12 protein-coding genes and 2 tRNA genes are annotated in these 15,775 nt (G+C 61.4%); 10 read left to right on the forward strand and 4 right to left on the reverse strand.

The annotated features are described in order from the left end of the window. Positions 1-321 precede the first annotated feature (321 nt). Both C484_RS12330 and C484_RS12340 read right to left on the reverse strand, forming a co-directional pair. Positions 322-394 (reverse strand) — tRNA-Asp (locus tag C484_RS12330). 363 nt (positions 395-757) lie between these two features. Further along, positions 758-830 (reverse strand) — tRNA-Asp (locus C484_RS12340). A 372-nt stretch (positions 831-1,202) separates the two neighbouring features. Here C484_RS12340 and C484_RS12345 point away from each other — a divergent pair. From C484_RS12345 to C484_RS12375, 7 genes are all read left to right on the forward strand, one after another. Next, positions 1,203-1,430, forward strand: coding sequence for a DNA-directed RNA polymerase subunit H (locus C484_RS12345; protein ID WP_006110585.1), 228 nt, complete (start codon positions 1,203-1,205; stop codon positions 1,428-1,430). Continuing rightward, positions 1,431-3,011: a DNA-directed RNA polymerase subunit B'' gene (locus C484_RS12350; RefSeq protein ID WP_006826263.1), complete on the forward strand. Its 1,581-nt coding sequence runs from the start codon at positions 1,431-1,433 to the stop codon at positions 3,009-3,011. Positions 3,012-3,017: 6 nt separating this feature from the next. Continuing rightward, entirely contained in the window at positions 3,018-4,847 is a 1,830-nt protein-coding gene (gene rpoB, locus C484_RS12355) for a DNA-directed RNA polymerase subunit B (RefSeq protein WP_006826264.1), read from the forward strand. 4 nt (positions 4,848-4,851) lie between these two features. After that, complete coding sequence (locus C484_RS12360) at positions 4,852-7,779, forward strand: DNA-directed RNA polymerase subunit A' (protein ID WP_006826265.1); 2,928 nt, start codon at positions 4,852-4,854, stop codon at positions 7,777-7,779. Beyond that, positions 7,772-8,971: a DNA-directed RNA polymerase subunit A'' gene (gene rpoA2 / locus C484_RS12365; protein WP_006826266.1), complete on the forward strand. Its 1,200-nt coding sequence runs from the start codon at positions 7,772-7,774 to the stop codon at positions 8,969-8,971. The genes C484_RS12360 and rpoA2 overlap by 8 nt, the downstream gene beginning before the upstream one ends. Before the next feature lie 3 nt (positions 8,972-8,974). Next, positions 8,975-9,412, forward strand: coding sequence for a NusA-like transcription termination signal-binding factor (locus tag C484_RS12370; protein WP_006826267.1), 438 nt, complete (start codon positions 8,975-8,977; stop codon positions 9,410-9,412). A gap of 316 nt (positions 9,413-9,728) precedes the next feature. Beyond that, positions 9,729-11,240 (forward strand): aldehyde dehydrogenase family protein, encoded by a 1,512-nt coding sequence (locus C484_RS12375; RefSeq protein ID WP_006826268.1) that lies wholly within the window; start codon positions 9,729-9,731, stop codon positions 11,238-11,240. A 42-nt stretch (positions 11,241-11,282) separates the two neighbouring features. Here the strand turns inward: C484_RS12375 and C484_RS12380 are convergent, their stop codons facing one another. Then, positions 11,283-11,837 (reverse strand): 4-vinyl reductase, encoded by a 555-nt coding sequence (locus C484_RS12380; RefSeq protein WP_006826269.1) that lies wholly within the window; start codon positions 11,835-11,837, stop codon positions 11,283-11,285. A 417-nt stretch (positions 11,838-12,254) separates the two neighbouring features. Here C484_RS12380 and C484_RS12385 point away from each other — a divergent pair, with 417 nt between their 5' ends. The 3 genes from C484_RS12385 (at position 12,255) to C484_RS12395 (ending at position 14,811) form a co-directional block, all read left to right on the forward strand. Then, the gene (locus tag C484_RS12385; protein ID WP_004267302.1) at positions 12,255-12,683 is read left to right on the forward strand and encodes a 30S ribosomal protein S12; all 429 of its coding nucleotides are present in this window, start codon (positions 12,255-12,257) and stop codon (positions 12,681-12,683) included. A 2-nt stretch (positions 12,684-12,685) separates the two neighbouring features. Then, positions 12,686-13,294, forward strand: coding sequence for a 30S ribosomal protein S7 (locus C484_RS12390; RefSeq protein WP_006826270.1), 609 nt, complete (start codon positions 12,686-12,688; stop codon positions 13,292-13,294). Between the two features lie 167 nt (positions 13,295-13,461). Beyond that, on the forward strand, positions 13,462-14,811 hold the full coding sequence (locus C484_RS12395) for an MFS transporter (protein ID WP_006826271.1): 1,350 nt from the start codon (positions 13,462-13,464) through the stop codon (positions 14,809-14,811). Positions 14,812-14,849: 38 nt separating this feature from the next. On the opposite strand, the gene C484_RS12400 is transcribed toward C484_RS12395, so the two are convergent. After that, positions 14,850-15,611, reverse strand: a complete 762-nt coding sequence (locus C484_RS12400; RefSeq protein WP_006826272.1) for a DUF5781 family protein — start codon at positions 15,609-15,611, stop codon at positions 14,850-14,852. Between the last annotated feature and the right edge of the window lie 164 nt (positions 15,612-15,775).

Here is a 15,775-nt window from a genome sequence, read left to right on the forward strand (position 1 = left end):
GTTCTCTACCACTTCGACCGCTAACCTGCGGCCGAGCCCAATTTATCCGCGACCTCCTGAACTCGCTGGTTCAAATCCATCGAGTGGTCCACTTCTGGACGAAGAGAGATACTACGCAGTGTTCATTGAACTTGTTCTCGGAAGAAGACGCCCGAGGCGGGATTTGAACCCGACAGAGACGTTCCGGGCTGCGGTCTCACTCTGTTCGACCGGTCCGGGCGTGCGACTCTTTGTTTTCAAATCCCGATTCTGTCGCTCTTCGATTCAGTGTGTTCGCGACACGGCTATACCGGTCGCTTACGAAGTTGAAATCGAAGAAAACGCCCGAGGCGGGATTTGAACCCGCGTCACAACCGTGACAGGGTTGTATGATGGGCCACTACACCACCCGGGCTTGCAACTCTTGGTTNGCGTCACAACCGTGACAGGGTTGTATGATGGGCCACTACACCACCCGGGCTTGCAACTCTTGGTTTCCCGGTGAGAGTATTAAGGGTTTTGTTCTGCACCCGCCATCATGTGGTCATTCGGACATCTACGAACTCGCCGCTGGTAAATCCTACCTCGCACACGGAACCATGGTTGACATCAACAACATCCAGTAGATGAGAAAATTGACTGGAATCCGAAACGAGTTCAGGCGACTCGACTGTCACGGGCTGGCGATCCGTCCGGACGAATGCGTGACTCATCGCGTAGATCAGCAACAGATATTGAATCATACGCGTTGCTCGTCGAATTTGTTCGCGAAAGAGAACGCCCGAGGCGGGATTTGAACCCGCGTCACAACCGTGACAGGGTTGTATGATGGGCCACTACACCACCCGGGCTTGCAACTCTTGGTTNGCGTCACAACCGTGACAGGGTTGTATGATGGGCCACTACACCACCCGGGCTTGCAACTCTTGGTTTCCCGGTGAGAGTATTAAGGGTTTCCAATTGAACGCGCCGTGGTACGGGAAATCGGGACACAACTACCCGTGACTTTCGATTATTGTGTGGGTTCTTCACATGACCCACAAGGAATTTAACTGAGAATCGGCTATTCACGAGTGTGATCGGTTACTCCGGTCAGGTCCGCCCGGTCGAACAGCGACGCTTCTGAATCAAGTTAGAAACCGTTAAATGCCTGCCGCCGCTACGTAGCTGTAGTATCTCGTGACAGCCGCTTCTCTCCCAATAGCGCACACGCACATCAATACATGGTAGACGTAAGCCAACACGAACTCGTGCCGGACCACTCCATCCTCGAGGAAGAGACGCTCGAGGAGGTCCTCTCCGAGTACGACATCGACCGCACAGATCTGCCGAAAATCAAACGGACCGATCCCGCAATTCCAGACGAGGCGGAGCTCGGCGACGTCATCAAAATCGTCCGCGACTCGCGTACAACCGATCAGGCAGTCGTATACCGACTTGTGGTGGAATAAATGGCAATGGAACTCAACCGCGAGAAACGACGGGACATCTCACGCGAATACTTCTCGAAGGAACGGCTCGCAGAACATCACTACCGCTCGTTCAACTCTTTCCTCAACCGGGGGATGCAGGAGGTCGTCGACGAGAAGGAAACCATCGATACGGACATCGGCGACAAGGAAGGCGAAGAACCGGTCCACGTCGAGCTTGGTGACGTGCGTGTCGTCACGCCCCGCGTTCGGGAGGCCGACGGCTCCGAAGAACTCCTCTACCCACAGGAGGCCCGCCTCCGAAACATCACGTACTCCGCACCGGTCTTCATGGAGATGTCGATCGTCAAGGGCGAGGAAGGCGACCAGCGAGTCGTCGACTCCACGGAGACGAAGATTGGCCGGATGCCGATCATGGTCGGCTCCGATAAGTGTAACATCGCCGGCTTCTCGGACGAGGAACTGATCGAGATCGGCGAAGATCCGGCGGACCCCGGCGGATACTTCATCGTCAACGGCTCCGAGCGCGTGCTGATGACCAGCGAGGACCTCGCGCCGAACAAGATCCTCGCCGAATACGACACCAAATACGGCGACGAGATCCAGGTCGCAAAGACCTTCTCCCAGCGCCGTGGCTACCGAGCGCTCGTCCTCTGTGAACGAACTCGTGACGGCCTGCTCGAGGTGAGCTTCCCCTCCGTCTCCGGCTCTATCAACTTCGTGACGCTCGTGCGTGCCCTCGGCCTCGAATCGGACGAAGAGATCGTCCACAAGGTCTCGAACGACCCCGAGGTCGTCAAGTACATGCTCGAAAATCTGGAGGAGGCGGACGTCCAGACCGAGGAGGGTGCCATCGAAGAACTCGGAAAACGCGTCGCCTCCGGCCAGGGCAAGAACTACCAGCTCAAACGAGCGAACTACGTTATCGACCGCTATCTCCTGCCGCATCTCCACGAGGACGGCGTCGAGGAAGAAGACGTCCGAATCAACAAAGCTCACTATCTCTGCCGGATGGCCGAGGCCTGCTTCGAGCTCGCGCTCAACCGTCGTGAGGCGGACGACAAGGACCACTACGCCAACAAGCGGCTGAAGGTCTCCGGCGACCTGATGAAAGACCTGTTCCGGACGGCGCTGAACAAGCTCGCACGCGACGTGAAGTACCAGCTCGAGCGCGCCAACATGCGAAACCGAAACCTGTCGGTCTCGACGGTCGTCCGCTCAGACGTGCTCACCGAACGTCTGGAGCACCCGATCGCGACGGGGAACTGGGTCGGCGGTCGCTCCGGCGTCTCCCAACTGGTGGATAGAACTGATTTCATGGGGGTTCTCTCACACCTTCGCCGCCTGCGCAGCCCGCTCTCGCGCAGTCAGCCACACTTCGAAGCGCGAGACCTCCACGCGACCCAGTGGGGTCGCATCTGTCCCTCCGAGACGCCGGAGGGACCGAACTGTGGGCTGGTCAAGAACTTCGCGCAGGCGATGGAACTCTCCCAGAACATCGAGGACGAGCAAGCGCTCAAACGTGAACTCGCCTCGATGGGGGTCGAAGGGATTCCCGGTCTCGAAGGTATCGAACGAACGACATCACCGGCAGACGACTAATCAATCATGAGCAGCCAACAACGAGACGCCAAGGTCTACGTCAACGGGTCGCTGGTGGGAACGCACCCGAACCCGCACGAGCTTGCAGCACAGATCCGCGAAGCACGACGAATCGGCGACGTCAGCGAGATGGTCAACGTCTCGGTCAAAGAACGCACCCGCGAAGTGATCGTCAACGCCGATGCGGGCCGCGCTCGCCGCCCGCTACTCGTCGTCGAAGACGGCGAACCACGCATCTCTGACCAGGAGATCCAAGCCCTCCAGAACGACGAACTCGAGTTCGAGGATCTCGTCGATCACGGCTACATCGAGTTCATCGACGCCGAGGAGGAGGAGGACATCTACGTCGCCGTCGACGAGGACGATCTAAACGAGGATCACACCCACCTCGAAATCGACCCGCAGCTCATCTTCGGGATCGGTGCGGGGATGATTCCGTATCCGGAACACAACGCGTCGCCGCGGATTACGATGGGGGCGGGGATGGTCAAGCAGTCGCTGGGGCTGCCCTCGGCCAACTACCGAATTCGGCCGGACACGCGCCAGCACCTGCTGCACTACCCGCAGCTCTCGATGGTCAAGACCCAGACGACCGAGCAGATCGGCTTCGACGACCGGCCCGCGGCCCAGAACTTCGTCGTCGCCGTGATGAGCTACGAGGGATTCAACATCGAGGACGCGCTCGTCATGAACAAGGCCTCGGTCGAGCGCGCGCTCGCCCGCTCGCACTTCTTCCGGACCTACGAGGGCGAGGAACGACGGTATCCGGGCGGTCAGGAGGACCGCTTCGAGGTCCCTTCCCAGGACGTCCGCGGCGCACGCGGTGAGGACGCCTACGCGCACTTGGACGAAGACGGCCTCGTCAACCCCGAGACGGACGTCGACGAAAACAGCGTCCTGCTCGGCAAGACGAGTCCGCCGCGATTCTTAGAGGAGCCGGACGACATGGGCGGCCTCTCGCCACAGAAACGACGCGAGACCTCCGTTACCATGCGCTCGGGCGAGTCGGGTGTCGTCGACACCGTCACGCTGATGGAAGGCGAGGACGGCTCGAAACTCTCGAAGGTTTCCGTGCGCGACGAGCGCATTCCTGAACTCGGGGACAAGTTCGCATCCCGCCACGGACAGAAGGGCGTCGTCGGCCACCTCGCACCCCAGGAGGACATGCCCTTCACCGAGAACGGCGTCGTGCCGGACCTCATCGTCAACCCGCACGCGCTGCCGTCGCGGATGACGGTCGGGCACATCCTCGAGATGATCGGCGGCAAGCTCGGCGCGATGGAAGGACGGCGCGTCGACGGGACGCCCTTCCTCGGCGAGGACGAGTCCGAACTCCGCGACGGGCTGGAGGATGCCGGATTTAACTCCGCCGGGAAGGAGACGATGTACTCCGGCGTGACGGGCGAAAAAATCGAAGCCGAGATCTTCGTCGGGATCATCTTCTACCAGAAGCTCTACCACATGGTCTCGAACAAGCTGCACGCTCGTTCGCGCGGGCCGGTGCAGGTGCTGACCCGCCAGCCGACCGAAGGGCGGGCCCGCGAGGGCGGCCTCCGTATCGGGGAGATGGAACGCGACGTCTTCATCGGTCACGGTGCCGCGATGACGCTCAAGGAACGACTGCTTGACGAGTCCGACCGCGAGTTCATCAACATCTGTGGGCAGTGTGGGATGAGTGCGGTCGAAAACGTCGAGCAACGACGCGTCTACTGTCCGAACTGCGGCGAGGAGACGGACATCCATGAAATCGAGATGAGTTACGCGTTCAAGCTCCTGTTGGACGAGATGAAGGCGCTTGGTATCGCACCGCGACTGGAACTGGCAGACGCTGTCTAAAACAATGCGAAACAGTACACCAAAAGATATCGGATCGATCAACTTCGGGCTGATGGAGCCCGAGGAGTACCGGGAGATGAGCGCGACGAAGATCATCACCGCCGACACCTACGACGACGACGGCTTCCCCATCGACATGGGGCTGATGGATCCACGGCTCGGCGTGATCGACCCCGGTCTGGAGTGCAAGACCTGCGGGAAGCACTCGGGGTCGTGTAACGGCCACTTCGGCCACATCGAACTCGCCGCGCCGGTTATCCACGTCGGCTTTACGAAGCTCATTCGCCGGCTCCTGCGTGGCACCTGTCGTGAGTGCTCGCGCCTGCTGCTGACCGAAGACGAACGCGGCGAGTTCCGCGACCAGATCGACGAATCGCGAAAGCTCGGCCGGGACTTGAACGACGTGACGAAGGCCGCGATTCGGCAGGCTCGAAAGAAGGATCGCTGTCCGTTCTGCGGCGAGATCCAGTACGATATCGACCACGAGAAGCCGACCACCTACTACGAGGTCCAGCAGGTCCTCACCAGCGAGTACTCCCAGCGCATCGCCGGCGCGATGCAGGGCGACGAGGAGGAAGGCATCGAGCGTACCTCGCCTGACGAACTCGCCGAGGAGACCGATATTGAACTCTCGCGGATCAACGAGATCCTCTCGGGATCGTTCCGCCCGCGCGAGAGTCAGCGCAAAGCGATCGAGAAGGCGCTGGATATCGACCTCACGGAGGAGGACACGAACAAGCTGATGCCAAGCGACATCCGGGACTGGTTCGAGGCCATTCCGGACGAGGACATCGAAGTGCTCGGCATCGATGCCGAGCGCTCGCGCCCGGAGTGGATGATCCTCACCGTCCTCCCCGTCCCGCCGGTGACGGCGCGACCGTCGATCACGCTCGACAACGGCCAGCGCAGCGAGGACGACCTCACGCACAAACTGGTTGACATCATCCGGATCAACCAGCGGTTCATGGAGAACCGCGAGGCCGGCGCGCCACAGCTGATTATCGAGGACCTCTGGGAACTGCTGCAGTACCACGTCACCACCTTCATGGACAACGAGATTTCGGGGACGCCGCCGGCCCGCCACCGCTCGGGTCGGCCGCTCAAGACCCTCTCGCAGCGCCTGAAGGGGAAGGAGGGTCGATTCCGCGGCTCGCTGTCCGGGAAGCGTGTGAACTTCTCTGCACGGACCGTCATTTCGCCGGACCCGACCCTGAGCCTGAACGAGGTCGGCGTTCCGGACCGAGTCGCAAAGGAGATGACCCAGACGATGAACGTCACGGAGCGAAACTTAGAGGAGGCTCGTCGCTACGTCTCCAACGGGCCCGAGGCCCACCCCGGCGCGAACTACGTCCGCCGACCCGACGGTCGCCGACTGAAGGTCACCGAGAAGAACTGCGAGCAACTCGCGGAGAAGGTCCAGGCCAGCTGGGAGGTCAACCGTCACATGGTCGACGGTGACATCGTCATCTTCAACCGCCAGCCGTCGCTCCACCGGATGTCGATCATGGCCCACGAGGTCGTGGTCATGCCGTACAAGACGTTCCGGCTGAACACCGTCGTCTGCCCGCCGTACAACGCCGACTTCGACGGCGACGAGATGAACATGCACGCGCTGCAAAACGAGGAAGCTCGTGCAGAGGCCCGCGTGCTCATGCGAGTTCAGGAGCAGATTCTCTCGCCGCGCTTCGGCGAGAACATTATCGGGGCCATTCAGGACCACATCAGTGGGATGTACCTCCTGACTCACGACAATCCGCGGTTCAACGAGACGCAGGCGCTCGACCTGCTGCGTGCGACCCGGATCGACGAACTGCCCGAACCGAGCGGCATCGACGACGCTGGCGAGCCGTTTTGGACCGGCTACGATGTCTTCTCCGAACTCCTGCCGGACGACCTGAACCTCGAGTTCATCGGCACGGTCGGCGACGAAGTCGTCATCGAGGACGGCCAGCTGATCGAGGGAACGATCGCCGAGGACGAGGTCGGCGAGTTCGGCGGCGAGATCGTCGACACCATTACGAAGGTCTACGGCAACACGCGCTCGCGGATCTTCATCAACGAGGTCTCGACGCTGGCGATGCGTGCGATCATGCACTTCGGGTTCTCGATCGGCATCGACGACGAGACGATCCCGGAGGCGGCACAGGAGCGCATCGACGAGACGATCGAGGACGCGAACGATCGCGTCGAGGAACTCATCGAGGCCTACGAGCGCGGCGAACTCGAGTCGCTGCCGGGCCGGACGCTCGATGAAACCCTCGAGATGAAGATCATGCAGACGCTCTCGCGTGCCCGCGACAACGCCGGGAACATCGCCGACGAGCACTTCTCCGACGAGAATCCGGCGGTCGTCATGGCGAACTCCGGTGCGCGTGGGTCGATGCTCAACCTGACCCAGATGGCCGGTGCCGTCGGCCAGCAGGCGGTTCGCGGCGAGCGGATCAACCGGGGGTACGAGGATCGTACCCTCAGCCACTATCAGCCGAACGACCTCTCCGCGGAGGCACACGGCTTTGTCGAGAACTCCTACACCAGCGGTCTGACGCCGCGAGAGTTCTTCTTCCACGCGATGGGTGGCCGCGAGGGCCTGGTCGACACGGCAGTCCGAACCTCGAAGTCGGGCTATCTGCAGCGGCGGCTGATCAACGCGCTCTCCGAACTCGAAGCGCAGTACGACGGCACGGTTCGGGACACGAGCGATACGATCATCCAGTTCGAGTTCGGCGAGGACGGCACCTCGCCGGTCAAGGTTTCCTCGGACGACGACAACGATATCGAGGTCGCCCAGATCGCGGATCGCGTCCTGGACTCGGAGTTCGCCTCCGAGGCCGAGAAAGAGGAGTTCCTCGGCATGAAACGCCAGCCGACGAACCTCTCCGAGCACGCGGATACTCGCTTTGCCGAGGAAACGGAGGTGCCCTCGGATGACTGAGGTCGACTACGCCGTCGACGACGACACGATCGCCGTCGTCGAGGACGCCGACCTTCCGCGGCGACTCAAGGACGAAGTCTACGAAACGCTGGAGGACCGCGGCGACGCGACCGTCGAAGACGCGGACGAACTCGCGAAGGCGGTCGAGGCACGCTACATCGACACCCGGGTCGAACCGCTCGAACCCGTCGGGACCGTCTCCGCACAGTCGATTGGGGAGCCGGGGACGCAGCTAACGATGAACACGTTCCACTACGCGGGGGTCGCAGAGATCGACGTGACCCAGGGGCTGCCGCGACTGATCGAACTCGTCGACGCCCGGAAGACGCCGGATACGCCGATGATGACGGTGTATCTCGAGGACGAGTACGCGACCGAGCGCGAGAAGGCCCACGAAGTCGTCTGGAATATCGAGGCGACGAAGATCCTCGCGCTGGGTGACGTGTCGACGAACGTTGCCGACATGCGCGTGCAGATTTCGCTCAACGAGGAGACGCTCGACGAGCGCCTGATCACGCCCGATGAGGTGGCTGAAATCATCGAGGACAACCTCGGCGTGAAGGCGATTCAGAACGGTACCGAGATCGAGTTCGGTCCGGAGGAGCCGTCCTACCGTGACTTGCTCCAACTCGTCGAGGAACTGCGGGATATCACGTTCAAAGGGATCGAGGAGGTCTCCCGCGTTGTCATCCGCCGCGAGGAACTGGAGGAAGGCGACGAGCAGTTCGTCCTCTACACCGAGGGGTCTGCCTTCGGCGACGTGCTCGAGATCGAGGGCGTCGACGCCTCGCGGACGACGTGTAACAACATCCACGAGATCCACCGCAACCTCGGCATCGAGGCCGCTCGCGAGGCCATCATCGAGGAGACGAACAACACGCTCGCAGAGCAGGGGCTCGACGACGTGAACGTTCGTCACCTGATGCTCGTCGCGGACATCATGACCAATCGCGGCGAGATCGAGTCGATCGGTCGCCACGGCATCTCTGGATCGAAAGACTCCGTCCTCGCACGGGCGGCGTTCGAGGTGACGGTTAATCACTTGCTGAACGCAGCGATCCACGGCGAGATCGATGAACTCGACGGTGTCGCGGAGAACGTCATCGTCGGCAAACCGATCAAACTCGGGACCGGCGACGTCGATCTGCGGATGGGATCGATCAATCCCGGACCCGGCGGCCAAGCAGACTGATCGATGGCGGTAACCCTCGACGACGACGCCCGGCAGTATCTCGAGACGTTCGAGGAGGTGACGGGTGCAGACGGCATCGACTGCATTATCGACACCGGGGCTGACGGCGCACGAGTTCAGTTGACGATCGTCGTCGCGAGCGGTCAGTTGGGCGAGGCGATCGGGCCCGACGGACGGACGGTAACGCAGTTTCAGGAGCGTATCGGCCTGCCGGTTCGGCTCGTCGAAAACGCCGACGATCCTGAGGCATTCGTTACGAACGCGTTTGCACCCGCAACGGTGTACAACGTGACGATCAGCGAGAACAACGATACGGTCGCCTACGTCGAAGTCGCCGATTCCGACCGCGGCGTTGCGATCGGATCGAACGGTCGCACGATCGAGACTGTTCGTCGACTCGCCGCTCGACACTGCGGGATCGACGACGTACAGCTTATTTGAGCGGTCCCGGTCGTCTCCCGGTTGTTTCGGTATCTGCCTTCTTCATTGAACTTCTCCTGTTGAAGCCTCTCTGTTGAACTCGCGGGTGACCCGTTCAGTGACAGTGAATGAAACGAGTGGCCGAGACACTCGGCACAAGCGGCTGGGTTGACGCCGGTCTCTTCGGTTCTGATTCGGCTGTTTGGTCGACGATATCTAAGTAGGCGTATGTATCTAGTTCGGTGATAGTCATTACTGTATAGTGTTGTACAAGTAGTTTTTGGCTACGAATATCATAACCAAAACAGTAAACAGCGTTCACTGAGACGGAGTTCGTATGCCGGGTACGAACGATTCCCCTGCCGAAGAGCGTGCCGTAGATGAACTCGATATTGCGCCGGAGAACGGATGGAACGCGCTGTATCTCGACGGAGAGTGGGTTCCGGCCGGTGACCGAGACCCGATCGAAGTCGAAAATCCTGCGACGCGGACAACCCTGACGAGGGTCCCTTCGAGTACCGAGGACGATGTCGACGAGGCGTACGCGATCGCGGACGAGGCCCAGGCAGCATGGGCGAATCGACCGCCGCAGGAACGTGCCAGGATCGTTGCGGATGCCTGTGCGTTGCTGGGTGAGTACGCTGCGGACCTTGCAACACTGTTTGCAGTCGAGTGCGGGGGTGTCCAGCTGAAAGCTGACTTCGAGACGCAACTTGCCCAGGGGACGATGGAGGTCGGATCCGGACTGGCGATGCGCGACGGCGGCCGCCGCAAGGAGTCGGTGACGCCGGGCAAGGAGAATCTGCTCGTGCGCGAACCCGCCGGCGTCGTCGGCGTCATCACGCCGTGGAACTTCCCGCTGTATCTCTCCAGTCGGGTCGTCGCACCGGCTATCGCGCTGGGCAACAGCGTCGTGCTAAAGCCCGACGAGCACACCCCGCTGACGGGCGGTCTCGTACTTGCGAAGGTCTTCGAGGAGGCCGGACTGCCGGCGGGCGTCCTGAACGTCGTCCCTGGCTACGGCCACGAGATCGGCGACCACTTCTCGGGTCACCCAGTCCCATCAGTGATGGCGTTTACCGGGTCCTCGGAAGTCGGGCGAGGCGTCGGCCAGCGCGCCGTCGGCTCGTACACGGAACCGGCGCTGGAACTGGGCGGCAACAACGCACACATCGTGCTCGAAGACGCCGACGTAGAGCGTGCGATCGATGCTGGCGCGTTCGGCTCGTTCACTCATCAGGGTCAAGAGTGTATCTCGATCAACCGTCACCTGATCCACGAGTCGCTATACGACGAGTACGTCGCAGGGCTTGCCGACCGCGCCGAACAGCTTCCTATCGGCGATCCGCGCGAAGAGGGGACGCTCGTCGGGCCGGTCATCAACGAGAGCCAGCGCGACAAAATCGTCGGATTCCTCGCGGAGTCAATCGAGCGCGGCGCGACGGTCGAGGCCGGCGGTAACCACGACGGATTGTTCATCGAACCCACGGTGCTCTCGGATGTCACGGCCGATATGCCGGCCGCTTGCAACGAGCACTTCGGGCCAGTCGCCCCGGTTATCCCGTTCGAGACCGACGAGGAGGCGGTCCGAATCGCCAACGGCACCGACTACGGGCTGTCGGGATCGGTTCACTCAACCGATGTCTCCCGCGCGCGTGACGTGGCCGATGCGTTAGAGACTGGAATGGTCCACATCAACGATCAGCCGCTGAACGACGAACCCCACGTCGCCTTCGGCGGTGTCGGTGCCTCGGGCATGGGTCGGTACAACGACGAGTGGATCATGGACACCCTGACGACGCTGAAGTGGATCTCGATTCAGCGCGAGCCGCGCGAGTATCCGTACTGACTTCGACTTCAAACCCGAATTAGAATTCGAACCCGTACTCGGCTATATCCACTCGACGCGATACTCACAGTGCTGGCCGCCCTCCGATCGACACTGATCGCCGACCTCCTCAACCGTGACGTGGCTGTCGGCAAATTTCTTCGCCACACCCTTGATAAGTCCCTTGTCGAACTCGCACGGATACGGGTTCTCACAGATCATCACTCCCTCGTTCGATCCCGCTTGCTTGAACTCGTAGGACCCGATGTCCGCACCGCGGTGGTTCTGGGTATACGCCTGATTGATCCCCGGTAGCGCGTTCTCGACCTCGGACAGTTCTGGCGGAAATTCGACGTGCTCGGGGACGTTTCGACCCATATTCCGCATCCTGACATCGCCGTACTCATCGCGCATATCGTACAGTGCGGCGAGTGGGATTTTGAGTGAGTACCACTCCTCGCCCTCGATGTCCTCGAGGCCGTGCTGGGCGAGTTTGGTAGTCACCTGTTTGCCCACGAACGTCGAAACCGATTCGCCGGCAGCGATATACGACTGCGGACTCCGTCCGATCACCTCCGCATCCTCGAGTGATCCCTCGTACCCGATCCGATCGTGCACCGTTGGCAGTTCATCATCTGATTGTGAGCTACTGTCACTAGAACCGAGAAGTCGGCTAATCCATGAATTGGCGAGAAGTACTGTATTGAGTGTCATACTGGTTGCAGAATGTGACCCACCTAACTAATAGCTTCTCGTTACTCATACGATTTTGTTCATATCCGCGAAACTGTCACCAAACGAGAATTCACCGGAGCGACTGCCACTTCGTGTACGGCGGCTTCGATCTGGCACGGCGACTGGCGCCGTTCGGGAACCTCCAGTCTGCCGAGGCCCGCTAATCGACGCTCGAGCGCTAACTCGAGTTCACGAAACACGCTCAGATCCGGCGAGCGGGGTACATCGAGCGCTCTCGTGGCGTAACGGCGGATCGAAACAGGGATGCTTAAGTGTCTTCGTCGGATAGCGACGGACACTATGGCAAACGGCAAGTACGCCGCGCGTAAGCTCAAGAAGGACCGCCAGAATCAGCGGTGGTCTGACTCTGACTACGCGCGCCGCGCTCGTGGACTTCGCGAGAAGTCCGACCCTCTCGAGGGAGCGCCCCAGGCACGAGGTATCGTACTCGAAAAGGTCGGCATTGAAGCCAAGCAGCCCAACTCGGCGATCCGAAAGTGCGTCCGCGTGCAGCTGATCAAAAACGGCAAGCAGGTCACCGCGTTCTGTCCCGGTGACGGCGCAATTTCGTTCATCGACGAGCACGACGAAGTTACCATCGCCGGTATCGGTGGGGCGAAGGGTCGTGCAATGGGTGACCTCTCCGGCGTCAACTACAAGGTCGACAAGGTCAACGGCGTCGCGCTGAAAGAACTCGTTCGCGGAAACGCGGAGAAACCGGTGCGATAACCATGGCGGCAGAAGATCAACCCGACCCGGACGCCCCGGCAGGCGGTACAGATGTCGGCGCACAGCTCTTTGGCACGTGGGAAATCGACGAAATCGCCTACGAGGACCCCTCGACCGAGCGCTACATCACCGTAACGCCAGTCGCACACACCGCCGGTCGCCACGCCAGCAAGCAGTTCCAGAAGTCCCAGATCTCCATCGTCGAGCGATTTATCAATCGTCTCATGCAGACCGAGGAGAACACGGGCAAGAAACAAAAGACGCTCAGCTACGTCCGCGAGGCGTTCGACCTCATCCACGAGCGCACCGAGGAGAGCCCGATCCAGATTCTCGTGACGGCCGTCGAGAACGCAGCGCCGCGCGAGGAGACCGTCCGCCTGAAATACGGTGGCATCTCGGTCCCCAAGGCCGTCGACGTCGCGCCCCAGCGCCGCGTCGATCAGGCGCTGAAGTTCCTCGCCGAAGGCGTCCACAACGCCTCGTTCAAGACGTCCACGTCGGTCCCTGAGGCCATCGCCTCTCAGCTCACCGGCGCAGCGAACTACGACGTCCAGACCTACGCGGTCAGCCAGAAAGAGGAAAAAGAGCGCGTCGCGGCGGCCGCTCGCTAACGCCGATCGAGCCGTTCTTCTCCGTCGATTTCGCTACCCCTCACAGTTACATCTGAACTCGAGCAGCGCGACTCTCCTCTGAAGAACTCCGCGCGGAAAACATCCATTAACTTACAGAAACTGCGATCAGGGAACGACTAAACGGGACGCCACGCGACGATAGAATAGTGCTGTCCCCCGTCGATCGGCTTCCGAACACGACGATTCTGACATACTACGGCTACAAGGCGACCGACTCGGTCGGCTTCATCTGGCCGGTCTTCACGCTTTTTTTGCTCTGGAACGACCTCTCGTTTACCCAGATCGGGCTATTGAGCGCCATTTCCGCCGTGCTCGTCGTCCTTCTCGAGGTCCCGACCGGCTACGCTGCTGACCGCATCGGTCGCCGGAACGCCCTCGCGCTCGGAATGATGTCGATGACCGCATCAGTCGCCGGATTCGTCGTCGCCGATGCGTACTGGCAGTTCGTCGTCCTCTACTCGCTGTGGGCCGTTTCGATCGCGTTTCAATCGGGAACCGCTGACGCCTGGTTGTACGAGACGCTCGCGACGGACCTGCGCAATGACGACAACGACGACAACAGCGGAAACGGCGACAACAACGAGTTCACTCGCGTGCGCGGTCGCGGCGGGGCGATCTACGAGTACACGTCGGCGATGACGATGATCGCCGGCGGACTGCTCTACGTCGCCCATCCGACGTATCCGTTCATTGCATCGGCGGCGTTGCACGCCTGCGGGATCGGTATCGTTCTTTCGTTCCCGCAGAACGCACACGGTGGTGAGACGATTGCGACGGACCGGGTCGGCGTTCGCGAGTCGCTGTCGATCATCCGGACGGACCTGCTTTCGGGGTCGTTGCGCCCGTTCGTCGCCTTCATCGCGCTGTTTTTCGCCGTCGTCAACGCGGCGGATTCCTTCATCCAGCCGATTGCGGAGACCGTACTCGGTCGGGTACTCGATTCGATGGCAGTGATGGGTGCGAGCGCGGGCGGCGGGACGGGTGCTGGCACAGCGATTGGGGTGACTGCTGGACTCCCAGAGCCCGCACTCCTGGGCGTGCTCTACGCCTGCTTTGCCGTCGTCAGCGCGATCGCGAGCGATAGCGCGGCCCGCGTTCGTGAACTCGCCGGGATTCGTGTAGTGCTTGTCTGGGTACCCGTCGCCGTCGCAGTGGCGCTTGTCGCGCCGGCGGTTCTCCCGCTGCTTGCAATTCCGGTGTTCGTCTTTCTGAAAGGGGCCGCTGCGCTATCGAAGCCGCTGGTCACCGCGTACGTCAACGATCGAATCGGGTCGACCGGACGCGCAACCGTCCTGAGTGCGATGTCGATGTGTTATGCGGTCGTCCGGGCCCCGTTGAAGCCAGTTGCGGGGTACGTCGCCGATCTCACCGGTCCGCTCGAAACCGTGGCGTTGCTCGGCGGATTCTTCCTGGTCGGGGGAGCGACGCTCTCGCTTGTCTCCGCTCGGCGCGTCGTATCCGCCGAGCGTCACACGACGCCGTCCGAACGCGCGTGATTGGCTCCGGCCGCCGTGAACCCACGGACGAGTGGCCATCAGTCCGCTGCAGGGCCGCTCATCGAGACATACGAGCGCGTCGCGTCGACGAGCGCCTTCCGATACGTGCTCGAATCCGTCTCCCGCCCGAGTTCACGAAAGCGTCGCCTGAAGCCGTCGAAGTCGACCTCGGGGGCGTCCATGGCGGCCGCGTGGGCGAGATCGTACAGTCGGTGCGTGTGCGCGTCGTCGACGAGGTCGTGGCGCTCCGCGAGTGCGAGTGCGAACGCCGCGTTGACGGCCGTGATCTCGGGATCGGCGCTCGGTGAGAGTCGTCGCAATCCCGGCCGCGACGGCGTGTCCGGGCGGTTCGCGACGGCCATTGCGAGACCGGACTCGAGAAAGGACAGAAGTTTCTCGCCGGGGCCGACCGAGAGCGTGATGTCGTCGGCGTAGATGTCTTTCATGTGATTCGCGATCTGGTAGCAGTGAGAGAGTTTTCGCTGTTCGACACTCTTGCCGGCGAGTGCGAGATAGAGGACTTCTTCGGTCGATTGGGTGTGCGAGGGATGTTCCTGTTCGTGTCTGGCCATGTGGGCGAACTCGTGGAGGGCGAGTTCACGGGCCATCGCGCTGGAGGCGGCCTGTCGGGAGATGTTGAGGACGTGGCGGTCCTCGTAGTGGCCGGCCCAGGTACGTTCGTCGGGGTCATCGCGCAAGCGCACGTAGACTGGTCGTGAGAGGTCGTGTTCGGTCTCGAAGAGATCTCGGGCGCTGAGAAAGGGAGAGGTCGGACCGGGACCCTGGATACGAATGTCCATGTGCAAAGATAGCAAGGGATGGGCAGGTATGTCTCTTACGCCGGGTGGCAGTCAGTGGAACTCGAGTGCAGAGCGGGCCGCGACTGCCGGCCCTCTTAGTGCATGTTATTCACTCACGCAAAATGGATATTCAACGGCACGAACGGGGATACGCGTCGGATTCT

The organism is Natrialba taiwanensis DSM 12281 (assembly GCF_000337595.1).
Taxonomy (GTDB): Archaea; Halobacteriota; Halobacteria; order Halobacteriales; family Natrialbaceae; genus Natrialba; species Natrialba taiwanensis.

Bases quoted from the DNA above. Each gene is read 5' to 3' on its own strand.
- C484_RS12370 (WP_006826267.1), top strand. From the start codon at position 8,975: ATGGCGGTAACCCTCGACGACGACGCCCGGCAGTATCTCGAGACGTTC.
- C484_RS12345 (WP_006110585.1), top strand. From the start codon at position 1,203: ATGGTAGACGTAAGCCAACACGAACTCGTGCCGGACCACTCCATCCTC.
- C484_RS12360 (WP_006826265.1), top strand. From the start codon at position 4,852: ATGCGAAACAGTACACCAAAAGATATCGGATCGATCAACTTCGGGCTG.
- rpoA2 (WP_006826266.1), top strand. From the start codon at position 7,772: ATGACTGAGGTCGACTACGCCGTCGACGACGACACGATCGCCGTCGTC.
- rpoB (WP_006826264.1), top strand. From the start codon at position 3,018: ATGAGCAGCCAACAACGAGACGCCAAGGTCTACGTCAACGGGTCGCTG.
- C484_RS12375 (WP_006826268.1), top strand. From the start codon at position 9,729: ATGCCGGGTACGAACGATTCCCCTGCCGAAGAGCGTGCCGTAGATGAA.
- C484_RS12350 (WP_006826263.1), top strand. From the start codon at position 1,431: ATGGCAATGGAACTCAACCGCGAGAAACGACGGGACATCTCACGCGAA.
- C484_RS12390 (WP_006826270.1), top strand. From the start codon at position 12,686: ATGGCGGCAGAAGATCAACCCGACCCGGACGCCCCGGCAGGCGGTACA.
- C484_RS12385 (WP_004267302.1), top strand. From the start codon at position 12,255: ATGGCAAACGGCAAGTACGCCGCGCGTAAGCTCAAGAAGGACCGCCAG.
- C484_RS12400 (WP_006826272.1), bottom strand. From the start codon at position 15,611: ATGGACATTCGTATCCAGGGTCCCGGTCCGACCTCTCCCTTTCTCAGC.